Origin of the sequence: Sphaerisporangium melleum (assembly GCF_014646695.1) — a bacterium.
GTDB lineage: Bacteria > Actinomycetota > Actinomycetes > Streptosporangiales > Streptosporangiaceae > Sphaerisporangium > Sphaerisporangium melleum.
Genome location: NZ_BMNT01000025.1, coordinates 19,932 through 38,002, shown reverse-complemented (window position 1 = coordinate 38,002; position 18,071 = coordinate 19,932). Strand labels below are relative to the sequence as shown.

Sequence of the window (18,071 nt, the reverse complement as noted above, 5' to 3'; positions counted from 1 at the left end):
CAGGGGGTGGGTCAGTGGACGAGGCGGAGCGAGGCGACCTGGTCGTCGGCGAGCCGCAGCAGGGTGAGCCCGGCCGCGGCGAGCCCGTCGACCGCCGACAGGGTGAGGCGGTCGGCGCGCCGCCGGTCGGCGAACCAGCGCCCGGTGTGGTCGCGGCGGCGCAGCAGCTCGGCGGCCAGGGCGCGGGCGGAGCGGTCCAGTGCCTGGTCGCCGGTCAGCCGGGCGGTGTGCAGCGCCACCTCGGCGTCCACGACCAGCCGCGCGCAGGAGCGTCCCGCGTCGGGTGCGCAGTAGCGGGTGACCCGCTCGCGCAGTTCGGCGGGGACCTCGCCGGTGAGCAGGTGCGCGGTGCCGACGGCGGCCAGCAGCGAGCCCGGGGTGTCCAGGGCGAACCGGTGGGCCAGCAGCGGGGCGGCGGCCGGGCCGGTCTCGCCGAGCGCGGCGGCGCCGGTGGCCAGCGCCCACACCAGCCCGTCCGTACCGGTGGGCAGCCCTTCCAGGATGGGCACGCCGGGCGGGTGCGGTGGCCGGGCGGCGGCTCCCCCGGTGAACTCGGCCATCAGGTCGGCGTGCAGCCGCGCGGTGAGCGCGTCGGCCGCCGGGACCGCGACGGGGGACGCCTCGCGGAGCTTGCACAGGGCGAGCAGCAGCCCCGCGCGGCCGAGCACGGGCTCGGCCGAGGTGGCCAGTGCCAGCTCCGACTCGGCCAGCGGCAGCAGCGCGGCCGCCCGCTCGGCCAGCCGGGCGTCGCCGAGGGTGGCGCCGCAGCGGCTGAGCGCGTAGATGGCCGCGCCGATCCCGACGAAGGCGCCGACCGGGGCGGGGGTCCCGCACATGCGGCGGTACAGACCCGACTTGGTGGACAGCGTGACGAACTCCTCCGAGGCATCCAGGGCGTCCTGCGCGGCCGTCCAGTGGCCGGGGGCTCCGGTGTTGGCGTACAGCTCGGCGAGGAAGACGGCCAGACCCGCGGTGCCGGTCAGCAGGTCGCCGTGCAGCGGCTCGACCTGGTCCAGGCCGTGCGCCGGATAGGTCACCACGCCGATCCATCCGGACCGCTCGCCGAGGGCGCCGTCCGGGGGCGCACCGAGCGGCACGGCGGTGGCGAGCACCTGGTCGGCCAGCTCGCCGGCGCGGGCGAGCAGCACCTCGGTCTGCGGCTCCTCCCGCCGACCGGACACGTCGAACGCGTGCAGGCCGATCTCGCGGATGGTGCGCGGGCGGGGGCCCGCGCCGGGGAAGGCGGTGGGCAGTTCGCCGGCGCCGGTGAAGTCCAGGCAGGTCTCCAGCACGGCCAGGTGCTCCTCGACCGGGAATCCGGCCAGGTCGGCGATGCGGTCCTGCAGGCGCTGCCAGGCGGTGCCGGTGAAGTGCCCGGGGATCTCCACGCCGTCGGGGGTGAACACCGAGTCCGACCCGGGCCTGGAGAGGAACAGCGGCACGTCCATGCGGCGGAAGGCGTCGATCTCCTGCTCGACGAGTTCCAGGATGTCCTCGCGCGCGGGGTCGGCCCGCAGGGTCTCCCTGGCGCTACGGAACAGGTGGGCCAGGCAGACCTCTCTGGCCACCCCGTCGATCAGCGCGCCGGGGGTGAGGCTCTTGGTGAGCAGGTCCACGCAGTCCCAGGTGCTGCGCCAGATGTAGCGGACGGGGGCGTCCTTGAGCAGGGCCAGCGGGCCGCGCGGGTCGGCCAGAAGTTCCTGGTTGCGCGCCAGGCACTCCTGCATCTGCCGGTAGCCCTCGGTGACCTCGTCGGCGTACCGGCTGGGCTTGGCCAGCTCGCCCGCGCCCCAGGTGGGACGGTACGGGGGCGCCTCCCAGCCGACCGGGTAGCCCTGCGGGTTCTCGGCGATCTGCTCCTGCAGCCCGGCCATGCAGCCGATGTCCTGCGACTGGACGCCGCCCGCGATCAGCCGGGGGAAGCTGATGACGGCGGTCTTGACGACGGTCTCCTCGACCTTGCCCCACAGCGCCTTGATCCGGTCGCCGATGAGGGCGGGCTTGCCGATGCGGGCCTGCAGGACGTTCTCCAGGTCGATGAAGACCGGCGTGTCCCCGCGGGCGACCAGGTTGTCGGCCCACAGGTCGCGGCACTCCAGGAACTGGGCGAGGCGGGCCAGCATCCCCAGGCGCGTGTAGTAGCGGCGGACGCTGTCCTCGTCGGTGCCGGGCTCGGCGGTGACGTACTCCTCCCAGCCGTAGTCGTCGCGCAGGACGACCTTGCGGGTGTGCAGCGGCAGGGAGAGCCCGTGGTTGTTGAGCAGGGTGCACACGTCCATCAGGCCGACCACCGAGCGCAGGTCCTTGGGCTTGTAGACCACCCGCTCGCCGGAGGCGAAGGTGAGCAGCGTGACGACCCTGCCGTGGTTGTGCGGGTCGCCGGAGTCGCCGGAGTAGCCGGTCACCGGCCCGGGTGAGGCCCAGCCCCACAGCGTCCTGCGCAGCTCGGGCAGGTCGGCGCCCAGCCGGTCGAACAGCTCGTGCACCACCCGCCGCCACTGCAGGCAGGTCACGCCCATCACGTACGCCAGGCCGGGCAGCGTCTCCAGCCGGTCCAGCCAGCCCGCCTGGCTGACGTCCAGGCCTGGACTGGCCAGCCAGGCGGACACGTCGTTGGCGGTGCCGGCGAGCTGGGCCTCGAAGGCGAAGCCGGAGAAGCACACCTGGGTGAGCCGCTCGACGAGCTGCCCGGCGATGTCCTCGCACGCCTCGGGGGTGACGGGCACGCCGCGCACCGTCCCGTCCTTGATGTCGACCAGCCGGTTCACCGCGCGCCGGAAGGCCACGAACGGCGAGCCGGGCCGCCCGGAGGCGGGGTCGGCGGCGGCCGTGGGCGGCTGGGCGAGCAGGAAGTCCACCAGGGCGTATCCCCAGTCGGGCAGCCGGCGCGGGTCGGCCAGCCGGACGTCGACCAGCCCGGCGCCGAGGTCGCGGCCGTGGCGCCTGCGGTGGTGCAGCAGGGAGCGCTTGGTGTCCTCGTCGTCACCCACGGCCGCCTTGAGCCAGCGTTTGGTGCGCTCGGACGCCTGGCGCGGGCCGCGCCCGGTCACCGGGACGAAGTACTCGCCCGAAACGCGCTCGGGGAAGGGCGCGGCGGCGGCCAGCACCGCGATCAGCCGCTCGTCCCCGCCGGGCACGGCGAGCAGCCCTTCGCCCTGCGCCTCGGCGAATTGGATCGGGATCGTCATCTAGACCTCCTGTCGGCGGACCATGCGGGCGAAGAGCGCGTTCGTCTCCATCAGCTCCTCGAACGGGCCGTCGGCGACGACCCCGCCCTGGTCGAGTACGTAGATCCGATCCGCCGACCTGATGGTGCTGAGCCGGTGCGCGATCACGATCCGGGTGATGTCCAGCTCGGCGATCCGCCGGCTGACCAGCGCCTGCGTGTGGTTGTCCAGCGCGCTGGTCGCCTCGTCCAGGATGAGGATGCGCGGGCGCTTCACCAGCGCCCTGGCGATGAGCAGCCGCTGGAGCTGGCCCCCGGAGAAGGAGGCGTTGTCCTCTCCGACGATGGTGTGCATGCCCATGGGCATCGCGGCGATGTCGCCGTCCAGGTCGGCCAGGCGGGCCGCCCGCCAGGCGTCCTGCTCGGTCGCGCCGGGGACGTCTCCGACGATGTTCTCCAGGATCGAGCCGTGCAGCACCCTGGCCTGCTGCATGACGACGCCCACCTGGGAGCGCACCCGGCGCAGGTCGAGGTCGCGCAGGTCGCCGCCGTCGTAGAGCACCTGGCCGGTGCGGGGCGGTTCGAAGCCCAGCAGCAGCCGCACCAGGGTGGACTTGCCGGCGCCCGACGGGCCGACGACGGCGACGAACTCGCCCGGCCGGAACACCATGGACACGTCGTCGAGGATGCGCGTCGCGGTGCCGGGGTAGGCGAAGGAGACCCCACTGAGCCGCACCAGGCCGGTCAGCTCGCCGGGGTCCTTGGCGCCCGGCGGGGTCTCGGCGGGGCGCTCCAGTACCGGGCGCAGCCGCTCGAACCGGGGCAGCAGGGCGAAACCCGCCTCGACCGCGCGGTTCATCTGGCCGAGCGCGAGCACGAACTGGCCGAGCGCGACGGCGGCGGCCACGAACGACGCGGCGGGCACCTGGAGGGCGAGCCCGGTGACCGCCACGACCAGCAGCAGCGCGGGCTGCGCGGACGCGCCGATCGCCGCCGAGACCGCCCGCTCGCGCTGCGCCGCCGCGGCGGCGCGCTGCTGGGTGGCGAACAGCCGTGACCACAGGCCGAACACCTGGGCCTCCCGGCCGGCCACATGGATCTTGTCGATCGCGCCGAGGCAGGCGTACAGCAGCGAGTAGACCTTGCCGTACTGCTCGTGCATGACCAGCTCATGCCGTTGCTGGCGGACCGCGCGCCCGGCCAGCACGGCGAGCAGCAGGGCGACGCCTCCGAGCGCGGCCAGCGCCACCCGCCAGTCCACCGCGAGCAGCACCAGCAGGCCGAGCAGGGAGAACAGGCCGCCGAACAGCGAGTTGACCGCGGCCTCGCCCAGCGACTTGCGCATGTCGGAGATGGCGTTGGCCCGCTGGACCAGCTCGCCGGTGGAGTACTGCGCGAAGAACGGCAGGTCCAGGGAGACCAGATGGCTCCAGACGGCGGGTTCGAGCCGTTCCTGCAGCCGGCCGTGCACGCGGACGAGCACCGCGTTGCGCACGGCCAGCAGCAGCGCGCCCGCGCACACCACGCCCGCGACGAACATCGCGGTCCAGATCATGCCCGGCCGGTCGGCGGGGTTGGTGGCGGCGTTGAGCAGCCCGAAGGTCGCCAGGGGGACGGCGAGTGCGAGCAGGGCCGCGCCGGCGCCGGACGCCAGCAGCCAGGCCATCTCCCGGCCGGCGCCGCGCAGGCCGAACCGCAGCAGGGCGAGCGGGGAGCCGGCGCCCTCGGGGAGCGGCGGGTAGACCTGCCAGGCGTCGGCGGCGAGGCCGGCGGCCACGGCCTCGGTCACCGGGCGGGGCTCGGCGGCCGGGTCGGCCAGGCGGTAGCCGCCGCGGCGCGGCAGCAGCGCGACCGGGCGGCCGCCGTCCCGGGTGAAGCCGATCATGGGAACGGTGGCCGTGCGCCACCAGCGGCCGGACAGGCGGACGCGGCGGTGCCTGACCCGGGCGGCGTCCAGTGCCGCGCCGAGCGGGTCGGCGGGCGTCTCGCCTTCGCCGGCCTCGGTTTCGGCGGTGTCGGCGCCGGTGTCCCGGGCCTGGAAGCCGCAGTGCTCGCCGAGCAGCCTGACGACCTTGACGGCGTGCTCGGCGCTCGTGCGCGGCCGGTCGGGGGACGGGATCGCCCCGCCCGCCACCGCGACGTCGGCGAACGACCGGCGCAGCGTCTCGGTGGTGGCGGCGACCCGGGCCGCGCGCCAGTTGTCCCGGTCGGCCTCCTCGGCCTCGGCCAGCAGCAGCGTGCGCGACAGCGCCTCGCGGTGCAGGGCGCGCAGCTCCCGGTGGCCCGGCGCCTGCTCCCCCGTGCCGGTACGGCCCGGCGGGACGGCGCCGCGTCCCGCGCCCCCGGCCAGGGCGACCCGTCCCACGCCACCGGCCAGGGCATCCGGTCCCGCGCCTCCGGCGGGGCCGTTCTCGCCCGTGCCGTCGTGGGGGTGCCACCCCGTGCCGCCGGCCAGGAGCTCCTGGCGGGTGCCGTGCGGGCGCAGGCGGCGCGCCCAGGCCGTCAGCGCGGCGGCGTCCCTGCGGACGCGGCGCACCGAGGTGCCCTCGGCCGGGGAGGCGGTCACGGTGTAACCGCGCGGCGGGTCGGTCGCGGCGAACCCGTGCATGAGCTGCCCGCTCTCCACCCGCAGCACCCGGCGGCGCGGCCCCCGGCCGTCGAGGGGGGTGAGCAGCACGTCCACCGAGCCGCTGACCACCCGCCAGCAGGCGTAGGGGTCGATCAGCTCGATCTCGCTGACCGGGTAACCGGGCTCGGCCGCACCGGCCCCGCGCCCGCCGGTACCCCCCTCCCGGGCACCGTGCTCTGAGGGACGGTTCTCCCCGGCCCCGGCCCCGTGCCCGCCGTCGTCCTGAACCCCGGTCCGGCGCGTACCGCCGTCCTGGACCCCGGTCCCGTGCGTACTGACGTCCTGGACTCCGGTCCGGCGCGACGCGCCGCCGTCCCGGTCGCCGGCGAGGCGCGGGTTCGCGCCGTTCTCAGGGGGATGTCCGTTCATGCGGCTTCCTCGACGAGCGTGCGGTAATGGCCGTCTTCGGCGATGAGCTCGGCGTGCGTACCGCGCTGGACGACCTTGCCCCGGTCGAGCACCAGGATCAGGTCGCTGTCGCGCACGGTGCTGAGGCGGTGCGCGATCACCACGCACGTGCAGCCCCTGGCCTTGAGGTTGGCGTCCACCAGGGCCTCGGTATCGGCGTCCAGCGCGCTGGTGGCCTCGTCCAGCACGAGCACCGAGGGCGACAGCGCGAGCGCCCGCGCGATCTCCAGGCGCTGCCGCTCCCCGCCCGACAGGTTGCGGCCGCGTTCCTGGATCCAGCCGCCGGACAGCCCGCCCCGGTGGTGGACGACCTCGGCGATGCCGGCGTCGGCCATCGCCCGGTGCAGCCGGTACCCCGGGACGGTGGGGTCCCACAGGGTGAGGTTGTCGGCCACCGTCCCCTCGAAGACCTGCAGGTTCTGCTCGACGTAGCCGACGGAGGTGGTGAGGGTCTCCCTGGGGGTCTCGTCTCTGGCCGTGCCGTCGAGCCTGACCTCGCCGGACCACGGCCGCACGGCCCCGGTGAGCAGGCGGGCGACAGTCGACTTGCCGCTGCCGGTGCGGCCGACGATGGCCACACGCTGGCCCGGCTCGGCCCGGAAGGACAGCCCTTCGATGACCGGCCCGCGCTGCAGGTCGTAGCCGAAGGTGACCTCGCGGAACTCCACCTCGCCGCGCAGGCCGCCCGCGCCGGAGGGGGCGGCGGGCGGCTCGGCGTGCCGGGGGTCGACCGCGGCGCACAGGGTGTCGTCCAGCATGCTGGTCTGCGCGACCACGACCTGGGACTCGGCGCCGATGCCGACCAGCGAGGACACCGGCACCAGGAAGGCGCCGACCAGGAGCTGGGCCGCGATGACGGTCTCCATGCTCACCTCGCCGCGGGCGACCAGCACCCCGCCGGTGATCACCATGGCGGTACCGGCGAGCGAGCCGAGCGCGGCCGGCACCACCATGAGCGCCTGGGTGACCCGCATCAGGTCCTGGGCGGCCGACATGGCGCGGGCCGACAGGCCCGCCCATTTGGCGAAGAACCAGTTCTCCGCGCCGTCGGCCTTCAGCGACTCGGCCATCGAGACGCCGTTGAAGGCCATGTTGTCGCGGCGGTGCTCGTCGAACAGCAGGCGCTGCTGGTGCGGGGCCGCGCGGCGGGCGACCGCGCGCATCGCCAGCAGGTTGACCGCCGCCAGCAGCGCGGCGACCGCGGCGAAGGCCGGGTGGAAGGCGAACAGGATCGAGGAGTGCACCACCATGGTGAGCACGGCCGCGATGACCGCGGTCACCCGGTCCGACAGCAGCAGGGCCAGGCCCGCGCCGAAGGACGTCCGGGTCACCAGGCCGCCGATCCCCCGCCGGTGGAAGTGGTCGCCCGGCAGCCGCAGCAGCCGCCACACGTACCGGCCGGACAGGTCGGCGGCCATGGCCATCTGCACGGCCGTGAGCAGCCGTTGCTGGGCCCATGTGCCGGCCAGGGTGAACCCGACGCAGCCGAGCAGCCCGAGCAGGGCGGGCGCCGACCAGGCGGTGTCCCCCGCCACCAGCACCCTGCCCAGCAGCAGCCGGGTGAGCAGTGCGGTGGCCGCGGCGGGCAGGGCCAGCATGAAGGCCATGACGGCGATGGCCAGCAGCGCGGTCAGGTACGGCCGCACCTTCGCCAGCGCCGAGCGGGCGATGGGGAAGCGCGCGCCTCCCGGGGTGAAGTCCTCGCCCGGGCGGGGCACCAGCGCGATCCCGCTGTAGCGCCGCCGGAACTCCTCCCGGCTCAGCCGGATGCGGCCCACGGCGGGGTCGTTGATGTACGCCCAGCGCTTGCGCATGCCCTCCAGCACCACGTAGTGCCGGCGGTCCACGAAGATCATCGAGGGGACGGGGTAGGTTTCCAGGTCGTCGGCCTCCACCCGGAAGGCCGCGACGGTGAAGCCGTACTCCTCGGCCGCCCGCTTGATCCCGACGCCGGTCAGCCCGTCCCGGCCGACTCCGGTGCGTTCCCTGATCTCGTGCAGCGGGACGCGCAGGCCGTGGTGGGCGAAGATCATGCTGAGGCAGGCGGGACCGCAGTCCGCGTCCTCCATCTGCGGGCGGCGCTCGGTGCGCACCGGGCGCGGCCGCTTCGCCGCCGGGGTCTGCTCCCGTGTCGCGGTCCGGTCAGCCACGGCCGCCACCCCGGCTCAGCAGGACGTCGACCGGGCGGACGACCGCGACGGTGATCTCCCCGGTGACCGAGGTGAGCGTGGCGCCGGGCCAGGCCGGCCGGTCGAGGTCCACGGTCACCAGGTGACGCCCGCCGGCCTGCAGCGCGTCGCCGAACGCCGGCCGCAGCAGGTCGGCGGAGGCGGGGTAGGGATCGACGGCGAGGACCCGTCCGGTCACCGTGCCGCCGGGGCCGAACGCCACGGGCTGGCCGGGTCTGAGCGCGCCGGCCCGTTCCCGGCCGACCGCGAGCACCGCGCGCAGCGGCCCGGCGCCCGGGCCGAGGGCCGCGACGGCCCCGCCGGCGGCCAGGGTGGCGCCGGGGGCCGCCGTACGCAGCACCCGGCCGGCCGCCGGGGCGGTGACGACCTGCCTGCGGCCCTTCGCGTCGGCGAGCACCGCCAGCGGCGCCGCCGGGGCGACGTCCTGGCCGGGCCGGACCAGGACCTCCGCCACACTGCCGGAGACGGGGGCGGCGACCGGCACCGGCCCGCCGCCCGCGACCAGCACGCCCGTGGCCACGACCACGTCGCGTACCTGCCCGAACCAGGCCCATCCGGCCGCGCAGGCCGCCACCAGGATGAGCGCGACCGCGGCGAGCCACGCCTTGGTCCGGACCGTGGCGACGAGCTCGTCGATCCGCTCGGCGCCGGGTGCCTCCACCGCGGTCATCGTCATCGTCGATCTCTCCCTATTGGACTGCCAGGCAGAAGCAGAGGCTGAGCATGCACGGAGGCGGCGGCGGGGCCTCGGTCCCGGTGAGGAGCTCGACCTCCAGCTCGCCGCGGGGCTCCGGCGGCAGCACCGGCGGACAGGCGCCGTCCGCGAGCCGGATGTCGTACTCGGCCAGCACCGAACGAGGCTCGCGCTCGTAGCGCAGCCGCAGCCCGGCGTCGAACCAGGCCTTCGCCGTCAGCTCACCGAACGCTCTGCGCTGAGCGGTGTCCCAGCCGATCGTGTCCACAGTCATCACAAGTCCTCCCGCCACGGTTTATGAGATGCTTTTTTGCGGACGGGGTGGTGGGCATCTGGACTGCCCACCATCCCGCCTTGGATCGAGGGGTTTACGTCAGGCGGTCTGGCCGCCGGAGAAGCAGCCGGTGGGGCAGCTCACGGTGCCGATCGTGCCGAGGGCGCCACCCGCGGACGATTCCAGGCTTTCCAGGTCGATGGCCTGGCCGGGCTGGATGGGCAGGCCGGGCGGCGGCAGCTCGTTCGGCCATTCGACGCCGGCCTCGGCCAGCGCGGCGCGCGGGTCGTTCTCGAACGCCCGCCTGATCGAGTCGTCGGCCCACGCCAGGGCGACGAATCGGGCGAATCGCGTACGCAGTTCGGGGGTAAGGGTGGGATCTTCCGGCATGAGGTCACCTCGTTGGTGAGGCTCCGGGTCAACGGTCGGGGGGGCCGTCCGCGATTTCCGGGGAGGTCAGGGGGTCTGCCGCCTACGAGGTCCAGATTCGCCATCGGTGACCTGCGTCACCAGAGCCGACTAACACCGGCGGACCATGATGTTCGTCATGGGTACCGGTCCGTCGTTCCCGATGGGAGCCGCTGCTCGCGATGCGCGAACCCGCGCATCTCCTTCTGCGCCTCGCGGGCCATGTCGAGCATGTGGGCCAGCTCTTTCTTGACGGTCTCGGCGTCGCCGTCCACACCGGCGACGACCCTGCGGCCCTGGTCGGCGATGGCGTCCAGCCGGTTGCCGAGGATGCCCTCCAGCTCGCGCATCGCCCGCGCGCGCTGAGCCGCCACCTCCACCGTCACGAGTTCGGCCCTGGTGGCGTACAACTCCCGGGCCGTCTCGGCGAAGTGGGTGAGACCGGCGAGCGGGACGGCGGCCACCAGAACGGTCAGCGTCCAGGTCACACCCCCCGGCAGTCCGTCGCCGAGCGCCATCGATTTCAGCGTCTCCGCGGCGCACACCAGCACGAAGACGGGCAGGGACAGCCGCCAGGGCAACAGGCCCAGCACCATGGCGACGAGGAAGACGCCGGACGCCGCCCACCACTCGCCCAGCAGAGGCAGCGGCAGGTAGACGAGGAGCGCCATCACCCCCACCGACCAGCGATGCCAGGACCGGCGCGGGCCGGTGCAACCGGCGGCGATGTAGAGGGCGACGACGGCCGTCGCCAGCACGACGGCCGGCACGCTGGCGAGGCGTGCCTGTTCGATGTAGTGGAAGAGGGTGGGACTGATCAGGTACAGGGCGAACGTCACGATCGCCGCGCGGCCGACCCGCACCTCCACAGGTGCACGGGCGGGCCGGTTCGTTCCGGGAACCCCAGTCTGGGTCACAAACGGATCATGGCAACCCATTCCGGGTAAGGCAACGCATCATGCCATTCCGGCCAGTCTTCCCACCCAGATCGTCATATGACGTATTTAGCCACCCCGATACGCGGCGGCCGTCCGCGGGCACCCTCGCGGCCCGCGGACGGCCTCGCGCGATCCGCCGAGATCAGCGGACGGCGGCATCCGGCAGGCGGCGGGCCTGCCGGATGCCACGTCGTACGTCCTGGGGGCGCTCACGGGCGGGACCACGCCCCCAGGACGGGTCAGCGGGAGGTCTCGGCGACGCCGCAGCCGTAGGTGGACGCGGTGCCCAGGCAGCCGCCGATGGTGCTGATGGAGCTGGCCGAACCGAGGCAGCCGTCGGCCGGGGCCTCCACACCGGCCGCGACCTCGAGCTCCTCGACGCTGAACTCGCCGGCCGGCTTCGGGGGGAGCGGCGGGGTGGCGATCCCCTCGGGGTAGGCGATGCCGTACTCGGCGAGCATCAGGCGCGGCTCGCGGCCGTAGCGGCTCTTGACCTCACCCTCCGACCACGCGGCGGCGACCAGCCGGGCGAACTTCTTGCGGTCATCGTCACCGAGAATGTAGACGCTTTCGGCCATCGGGCCACTCTCCTTCCGCCCCGGCTACGCGGGCCGGGATCCGACGGGAGTGGCAGCGGGCATCTGGACTGCTCGCTGCCCCTTTGTGCAGCTCAAGCCTCGCCCGTGACGCCGCCGGACGGTAGAGACAACTCACACCAGCCACCTGTGATAACCGTCATGGGCCATCTGCGCGCCCCTCGGCGCCGGCGCCGGGGCGGCCCCTCCCCTGGTGGGAGGCCACGACACCGTCCGCTCGGCACCGGTGGACCGGCACCACGGCCCGGCCACGCGAATCGCAGGCGCGATCCGCCCGGAAGGCCGGGTACGACGGCCGCCCGGTGCAGCCGTGTGGCCGGCGCTGGTCCTGAGTCGGAACGCCCACCTCGACCTCGGGCGAGCCGGCGGGCAAGCTTGACGGTGCGATGTTCTCGGGTGATACGGCGACAGGGTTCGGAGGCGCAGTGCCGGTGGTGGACGCTTCAGGACCGGCCCGGCCGAAGACGGCCGATGCGATCGAGGCGGTGACCGAGGAACTCGCCGAGGTGGTGTTCGCGTCGTTCCCCCGCCGCGACCAGCGGACCAAGGGCATGCGGTACCTCCGGGGACTGCTGAGCGCACGAGGGCGCAAATCGATCCGCAACATCGCCGCGCAGGTGGGCGGACCGGGCGCCGAGCAGAGCCTGCACCACTTCATCAGCAGTTCGACATGGGACTGGAAACCGGTCCGTGCGGCGCTGGCCGGGCACCTGGCGCAGCTCAGCCCGCCGGAGGTGTGGGTCGTCCAGCCGATGACCATCCCCAAGGCGGGACACCGGTCGGTCGGTGTCGACCAGTCCTTCGACGCCTATCTGGGGCGTCCCTTCCGCGGGCAGCGCGCCTTCGGCGTCTGGTCGTCGTCGCAGCGGCTCGCCTCCCCGATCGAGTGGCGCCTGTTCCTGCCCGACACCTGGGTACGCGACGGCTCGCGCAGACGCCGGGCGGAGGTCCCCGAGTCGGTGACCAAGGAGACGATGGAGGAGTGCGCCATCGCGGCCCTGGAATCGGTGCGCTCGTGGCACCTGCCGAGCCGCCCCGTCGTGCTGAACACCCACGTCTGTGACGTCGCCTCCACCATCGGCCGGTTCCGCGACGCGGGCCTGCAGGTGGTCGCCAGAGTGTGCCGCGCCGCCCGGCTGACCGTCCGCGATCCCGCCCTGCCCGGGTACGGCGAGGGCACGCTCAGCGCCCTGCAGATCTTGGGCTCGGCCAGGGACCTGCGCCGTCCGGCCGAGTCGCCCGCCCCGGCCACCGGCTCCGCGCCCCTGGTGGCCGCCGTCCGCGTCGGGCTCGCCGGTGCGCCGAGCCGCTCGCCCGCGGCCGAGCAGGGGCTGGTGCTGCTCGGCGAGTGGGACGATCCGCTGGGCCCTCCCCGGTCGATGTGGATCACCACCATGGACACCGCGCCGCTCGGGACCCTGCTCCGGCTGACCAGGCACGCCACGCTCACCGAGGCCTCGCTCAGAGGGCTCGGCGAGGCGGTCGGCCTCAAAGACTTCGAGGGCCGCTCGTTCCGCGGCTGGCACCGGCACGTGACCATGGCCTCGGCGGCGTACGCCGTGGCCGCCCTGACGGGCGCGGCCGCCGCCGGCCACCGGCCTCGCTCCGCGTGACCTGGGCGAGGCCGCGGGCGACGCACCGGACCTGACATAGTCGTCCGACGCCCATTGCCGCGTCTCTCGGCATCCGAGCAGACTTTTCCTCGGAATTTCCGGCGGATTCCGCCGGCCGTGCTCCGCCGCAGCGCTTCCGGTAAACGGCACGGCTAGCTTTTAGCCGGACATTCCACGACTTGTCATAAAGGATGCCCGCGACCGGGATCGCCATTTCGAAAGAAATTCGAAATATCGGGCCCGCGCCCGCGACGACGACCGGCGGCCGATCCACGTCGGGTCGCCGGACGAGCACGGCCCGCACCGGGCCACGTCCCGGCCCGGCAGCTCACGCCCCCGGCCATCCCGGCGTCCGCCTGCCCCTCCGGGACCGAAGGCCGGCGCCCGGTTGACGCGTTCTCCGCCAGACGCGTTTCCTGCCAGAGAGGATATGGATGACCCAGGTCAGCAGCGAAAGGACGTCAGGCACGGTGATCGCCTGGATGTCGTTCGCCACCATGTTCGTGATCGGCACCGACACGTTCCTCGTCGCGCCGATGCTCCCCACCCTCGCCGCCACCTTCGACGTCTCCACCGGCGTCTCCGGCTGGATGGTCAGCGCCTACGCCCTCGGCTTCGCCTTGTTCGGCCTGATCGTCGGCCCGTTCTCCGACGGCCGCGACCGCCGTACCGTACTGCTCACCGGATTCGCGGGGTTCGCCATCGCGACCGCGCTGTGCGGCGTCGCCCAGAACTTCTGGATGATGATCGCCTTCCGGCTGCTGGCCGGGGTGTTCGCGGCGTTCGTCACCCCGCAGATCTGGGCGTCCATCCCGGTGCTGGTCAAGCCGGACCAGGTCGTCCGGACGATGGGGTTCGCGGGCGCGGGCATGTCGGTGTCGCAGGTGGTGGGCGTTCCGCTCGGCGGCTGGCTGGCCGCCGTGTCGTGGCACACCCCGTTCTGGTGCATCGGCGGCCTGTCCGCCCTGGCCTGGCTCGTCCTGTTCCGCGTCTTCCCGTCGGTGCCGGGCACCCGCGCCGCCGGCAATGGCTTCTTCTCCATCTACAGCGACCTGTTCTCCTCGGCCACCTTCCGGCTCTACATCCTGGCCTACCTCGTGTACCAGACCGGCGTGTTCGAGGCGTTCTCCTTCATCGGCACCTGGCTGTCGCGCGACTTCGGGCTCGGCGTCGCGGCCATCGGCGCCTGCGTCGCAGCGCTCGGCCTCGCCATGGCCCTCACCTCGATCTTCGGCAGCCACGTCATCAGGCGCCTCGGTGAGCGCCGCACGCTCGCCATCGGCATCATCGGCCTGATCATCGCCTACGGGGCGACCCCGTTCGCCCCGAACGTGGCCGTCGCGGTCGGCCTGCTGGCACTCGGCTCGGCGTTCCTGGGCATCAACTACCCGCTGCTGATGTCCGGCCTCATCGCCCACACCACGGCCGCGCGGGGAACGGTCTCCTCGCTGGCCACCACCGCGCTGTACGCGGGCACCACCATCGGCGGCCTGGTGGGCGGCGTGCTGCTCGTCAGGTTCGACGGCTTCCTCGGCGTGGCCGGCTTCAGCGTCGTGACCCTGGTGCTGGCGCTCACCCTCTACGCCCTCGCGGGCGCCTTCCGCGCACCGAAGGCCGAACGCGCCCCCGCCCCCACGGCGGCCTGACCTCCCCCTTCTCGCGACCCTCGCGGATGTTCGCGTACGAACGCGGTGACCCGCCTCCTCGGGTCACCGCGTTCGCCGTCCGTATCCGCGGCGCGGCCGCCCACCGTCCGGGCCGGCCTTCGGACGCTCCTTGCGGAGATCCCCTGACGCGGGGACGGTCACGCGGTCGCGGGGGCGCTCAGCCAGTCGAGGGTGAACTCCCCGTCGTGGCGTGCGCCCGCCTCGAAGGCCCGCCACTCGTCCAGGGTGAACGCCACCTCCGGGCCACCGCCGTCTGCTCGCACGGCCACCCGCCGCCCGTCGCAGGACACCAGGAGACCCGGGACCGGAAGCCACTCCCCCGCCGGCGCGAGCGCGCCCAGCCGCTCCAGGGCCAGCTCACCCGCCCGCACCCGCGCGAGGAACGCCACCCATCGCTCGGCCCCGACTCCGATCACCGGATGGTCCGGCGCGACGTCGTTCGAGTTGCGCACCCACACCGTCCCCCCGTCGAACCAGGCCTCCACGCAGTTGCTCTGGACACCACTTCGAGCACTCTTACGCCAGACACCATCGTGCCGCTGCTCGCGCATTGTGAATCGGCGCCCTTTCCATCAGGAATGTGCCGATTACAGGCTAGCCGCACTCTCTGCGAGTATCGCGATAGTTTCTTCTGGCGTGAGCGCAAGGTCGCAAAGACGATCAAAGCCGGCCAGATACTGGGCGACGCTCCGCTCATCCTCGAAGTACGCGTCGTTGTTCATGGCCTCCACATGCACGACGTCCAGGCTCGGCAGGCGCAGCAGCGTGAAGGCTCCGAAGAATCCGGGATTGGGTTCGCTCATGAACGGAACCATCCGCAGGGACACGTTGGGCCAGGCGGCCAGCTTCCTCAGGTGGTCGAGCTGCTCGCGGAACACCTCCGGCCCGCCGATGGGATGGTGGAGCACGGCCTGGTTGATCACGGCTTTCATGGTCACCGGTTCGTCGCCTTCGAGGATGTTCCTGCGGTTCATCCGCACGGCGACGAACTCGTCGGGTTCGGCGACACTGCCCAGATCGGCCAAGGCGGACACGAATGTCCGGGCGTACGCCTCGGTCTGCAGCAGACCCGGCACGAGGCAGGTCTCGTACGTCCAGATCGCGTTCGCGGTCGCTTCGAGCCGGATCCGGTCGACGTAGGAAGGCGCCAGCACGTCTCCATGCTCGACCCACCAGCCGCGCCGCTCCTGTTGCACCTCCGCCGCGACCACCATCAACCTCTCGCGCACCGCAGGGTCGGTGACGCGATATGCGTCCAGAATCGGCGGTATGTCGCGGGGCGGGATGCCGACCAGCCCGTTCTCGATCCGACTGAGCGAAGCCGTCGAACGCCTGCACGCCTCCGCCGCCACGGCGAGCGACGAGATGCCCGCCGCCAGGCGAAGCTCCGCCAGCTTGGCACCGAGCCATCGCTGCCGAAGCGACGGGTTATCCGAGATCAATGCGCACCTCTCAATGGATAATTCGGACGAATAACACAGCAAGCTCCGCTCGCCGTAACCATTTCGCTCAACCAGCTTGCACCCGGCAAGCCCAGGGCTCACTATAAACGCACATGGCGATTACGGAAAGCGGTCGACCAATAGCTTTCCGCTACTTCGGCCAGGTGGGGCCGATACATCGGAACCGGACGATGATCCTTCCGGTCCGGCGGAAGCAAGGAACGTCGCATCAAACTGCCTTCGTTCCTTAATCACCGATGCCCTACAAATCCCGACATAAGGCATAAGCAAAAGGATGGCACTGAATGACCGCGATGCGGCTACGGTTGACGGCTTCGTGGCGCGACCGGCTCACCGGGAGCCTGCGCTCGAAGTGGCGCGGAAAGGGGCAGGGAGACGGGGCTCCCACGCCGATCTCACCTGTGACGCCAACTGACCCGCTGGACTTCCCCACGTTCAGTCAGCCGTTCTCGGCCGTTCCCTCCGAGGTGCGGGCCGCGCGGGCCTTCGTCACGGCGCTCCTCGGGCCCGAGCACCCCTGCCACGACGACGCGATCCTGCTCACCAGCGAGCTGGCCGGCAACGTCATCCGGCACGCGCTCCACGGCGAGTTCGCCGTCTCGGTGGCGCTGCTGCCCGGCGGGGTGAAGATCACGGTGGGCGACCGGGGCTCCACCACGATCCCGCGCCCCCGTGCCGCCGATGACGACGACACCTCCGGACGCGGCCTCGCCATGGTCGACGCCCTTGCCACCCGCTGGGGTCTTAGCTGTCAGCTTAATCATCAGCCTTACTCGGTTCTCCTTTGGGAGCATCGGTGTGTGAGGCTCTCCGATTGGGCGCGGCGGAGCGGCATGCGTTATCAGACGGCTTGGCAGTGGGCGCGGGATGGGAAGATGCCGGTACCTGTCGTCAAGACCGCCGCGGGCCGGTGTCCGGTGCTCGGGCAGACCGCTGAGATGCCGGGCCGGACGGTGGCGTACTGCCGGGTCTGGAGTGCCGGCCAAGAGGGCGACCTCGAGCGGCAGGCGGGACGGGTGGTCACTGCCGCCACCGGTATGGGATCGTCGTTTGCCGAAGTCGTGGCCGAGGTCGGCTCCGGGCTGAACGGCACGAGGCCGAAGCCGGCCCGTCTGCTGGGCGATGCGCAGGTGAGCTCGATCGTGGTCGAGCACCGCGACCGGCTGGCCAGGTTCGGGCTGGAACATCTGACGGCCGCGCTGGAGGCGGCCGGTCGCCGGATCGTCATCATCGATGATGCGCAGGTTGACGATGATCTGGCGGCGGATGCGACCGGGGTCCTCATCTCGTGGGGTGCTCGCCTGTACGGCCGCCGTTCGGTTGCGCGCCGGGCCAGGGCCGCTGTGCGTGCCGCGTGGGAGGCGGCGTGACCGATCGGCAGGGCTACCGTGTTGAACTTGCGCCGACGCTCGAGCAGCGCGCCCGGCTCGGCCGGCACGCAGGGCTCTCGCGTGTGGTGGAGAATTTCTGCCTCGAGAAGGTGAAGGCCGCGTTCGAGCAGCGGGAGGCGGAGAAGACCTATGGCATCGCCGGCAAGGACCTGACTCCGGTTCCCTGGTCGGCTCCGGCGCTCGAGCGTATGTGGAGGCTCGAGCACCGAGGGCGATATCCGTGGTTCAGCGAGGACGGCTTGTCCTCCAGAGTGCCGAAGGAGGCGTGCCGGGTCCGGGCGGCCGGGTTCAAGAACTTCTTCGACTCCCGGTCCGGCAAACGCAAGGGCCGCAAGGTCGGCTTCCCGGACTGGCGTAAGCGCAAGCACGGATCGAGGTTCCGCTACGACGCCGACCGTGCCCGGCCCGTGACCACTCGAGCGGTCAGGCTTCCGGGCGTGGGAACCGTGCGCGTGCTCGAGGACATGTCCTGGCTGACCGGCCGCATCGCTGACGGTCGTGCTCGAGTCATCGGCTCGACGGTCCGGGAACAGGCCGGGCGCTGGTGGCTGTCGTTTCAGCTCCAGATCGACCGGTCCGAGGTCAACGAGCGGCGCGCGGTCTCGGGCGGCGCGCCCTGGTGTGGGATCGACGTG

14 protein-coding genes and 1 pseudogene are annotated in these 18,071 nt (G+C 72.7%); 5 read left to right on the top strand and 10 right to left on the bottom strand.

Annotation, left to right across the window (positions count from 1 at the left end):
* Positions 1-11: 11 nt before the first annotated feature.
* The 8 genes from lanM to IEY93_RS22035 all read right to left on the bottom strand — a co-directional run bounded on the left by lanM (position 12) and on the right by IEY93_RS22035 (position 11,284).
* Entirely contained in the window at positions 12-3,188 is a 3,177-nt protein-coding gene (lanM, locus tag IEY93_RS22070) for a type 2 lanthipeptide synthetase LanM (RefSeq protein ID WP_189165009.1), read from the bottom strand.
* Positions 3,189-6,164: an ATP-binding cassette domain-containing protein gene (locus IEY93_RS22065; RefSeq protein WP_189165008.1), complete on the bottom strand. Its 2,976-nt coding sequence runs from the start codon at positions 6,162-6,164 to the stop codon at positions 3,189-3,191.
* Entirely contained in the window at positions 6,161-8,353 is a 2,193-nt protein-coding gene (locus IEY93_RS22060) for a cysteine peptidase family C39 domain-containing protein (protein WP_189165007.1), read from the bottom strand. Before IEY93_RS22060 ends, IEY93_RS22065 begins: the two co-directional genes overlap by 4 nt.
* Positions 8,346-9,068 carry a hypothetical protein gene (locus IEY93_RS22055; RefSeq protein ID WP_189165006.1) on the bottom strand — a complete coding sequence of 241 codons (723 nt, stop codon included), beginning with the start codon at positions 9,066-9,068 and terminating at the stop codon, positions 8,346-8,348. The genes IEY93_RS22060 and IEY93_RS22055 overlap by 8 nt, the downstream gene beginning before the upstream one ends.
* A 13-nt stretch (positions 9,069-9,081) precedes the next feature.
* Positions 9,082-9,360 carry a putative TOMM peptide gene (locus IEY93_RS22050; RefSeq protein ID WP_189165005.1) on the bottom strand — a complete coding sequence of 93 codons (279 nt, stop codon included), beginning with the start codon at positions 9,358-9,360 and terminating at the stop codon, positions 9,082-9,084.
* Between the two features lie 99 nt (positions 9,361-9,459).
* Positions 9,460-9,750, bottom strand: a complete 291-nt coding sequence (locus tag IEY93_RS22045) for a hypothetical protein (RefSeq protein WP_189165004.1) — start codon at positions 9,748-9,750, stop codon at positions 9,460-9,462.
* 155 nt (positions 9,751-9,905) lie between these two features.
* Positions 9,906-10,685, bottom strand: coding sequence for a sensor histidine kinase (locus tag IEY93_RS22040; RefSeq protein WP_189165003.1), 780 nt, complete (start codon positions 10,683-10,685; stop codon positions 9,906-9,908).
* Positions 10,686-10,945: 260 nt separating this feature from the next.
* Positions 10,946-11,284 carry a thiocillin family RiPP gene (locus IEY93_RS22035; protein ID WP_189165002.1) on the bottom strand — a complete coding sequence of 113 codons (339 nt, stop codon included), beginning with the start codon at positions 11,282-11,284 and terminating at the stop codon, positions 10,946-10,948.
* Positions 11,285-11,736: 452 nt separating this feature from the next.
* Here IEY93_RS22035 and IEY93_RS22030 point away from each other — a divergent pair, with 452 nt between their 5' ends.
* Entirely contained in the window at positions 11,737-12,915 is a 1,179-nt protein-coding gene (locus tag IEY93_RS22030) for an IS701 family transposase (RefSeq protein WP_203968781.1), read from the top strand.
* Between the two features lie 434 nt (positions 12,916-13,349).
* Positions 13,350-14,561: an MFS transporter gene (locus IEY93_RS22025; protein ID WP_189165001.1), complete on the top strand. Its 1,212-nt coding sequence runs from the start codon at positions 13,350-13,352 to the stop codon at positions 14,559-14,561.
* A gap of 158 nt (positions 14,562-14,719) precedes the next feature.
* Here IEY93_RS22025 and IEY93_RS22020 read toward each other — a convergent pair whose 3' ends face one another.
* Together IEY93_RS22020 and IEY93_RS22015 are read right to left on the bottom strand one after the other, a co-directional pair.
* Complete coding sequence (locus tag IEY93_RS22020; RefSeq protein ID WP_189165000.1) at positions 14,720-15,133, bottom strand: DUF397 domain-containing protein; 414 nt, start codon at positions 15,131-15,133, stop codon at positions 14,720-14,722.
* Positions 15,134-15,169: 36 nt separating this feature from the next.
* Positions 15,170-16,024 carry a helix-turn-helix domain-containing protein gene (locus IEY93_RS22015; RefSeq protein ID WP_189164999.1) on the bottom strand — a complete coding sequence of 285 codons (855 nt, stop codon included), beginning with the start codon at positions 16,022-16,024 and terminating at the stop codon, positions 15,170-15,172.
* Positions 16,025-16,329: 305 nt separating this feature from the next.
* Here IEY93_RS22015 and IEY93_RS39780 point away from each other — a divergent pair.
* The 3 genes and pseudogenes from IEY93_RS39780 to IEY93_RS38475 all read left to right on the top strand — a co-directional run.
* Positions 16,330-16,767 (top strand): annotated as a pseudogene (locus IEY93_RS39780) (ATP-binding protein); the annotation flags it as partial.
* 78 nt (positions 16,768-16,845) lie between these two features.
* Positions 16,846-17,415, top strand: coding sequence for an IS607 family transposase (locus tag IEY93_RS39775; protein ID WP_372444517.1), 570 nt, complete (start codon positions 16,846-16,848; stop codon positions 17,413-17,415).
* Positions 17,412-18,071: helix-turn-helix domain-containing protein (locus IEY93_RS38475; RefSeq protein ID WP_229691358.1), on the top strand; the 660-nt coding region annotated here is incomplete at its 3' end. The genes IEY93_RS39775 and IEY93_RS38475, both read left to right, overlap by 4 nt.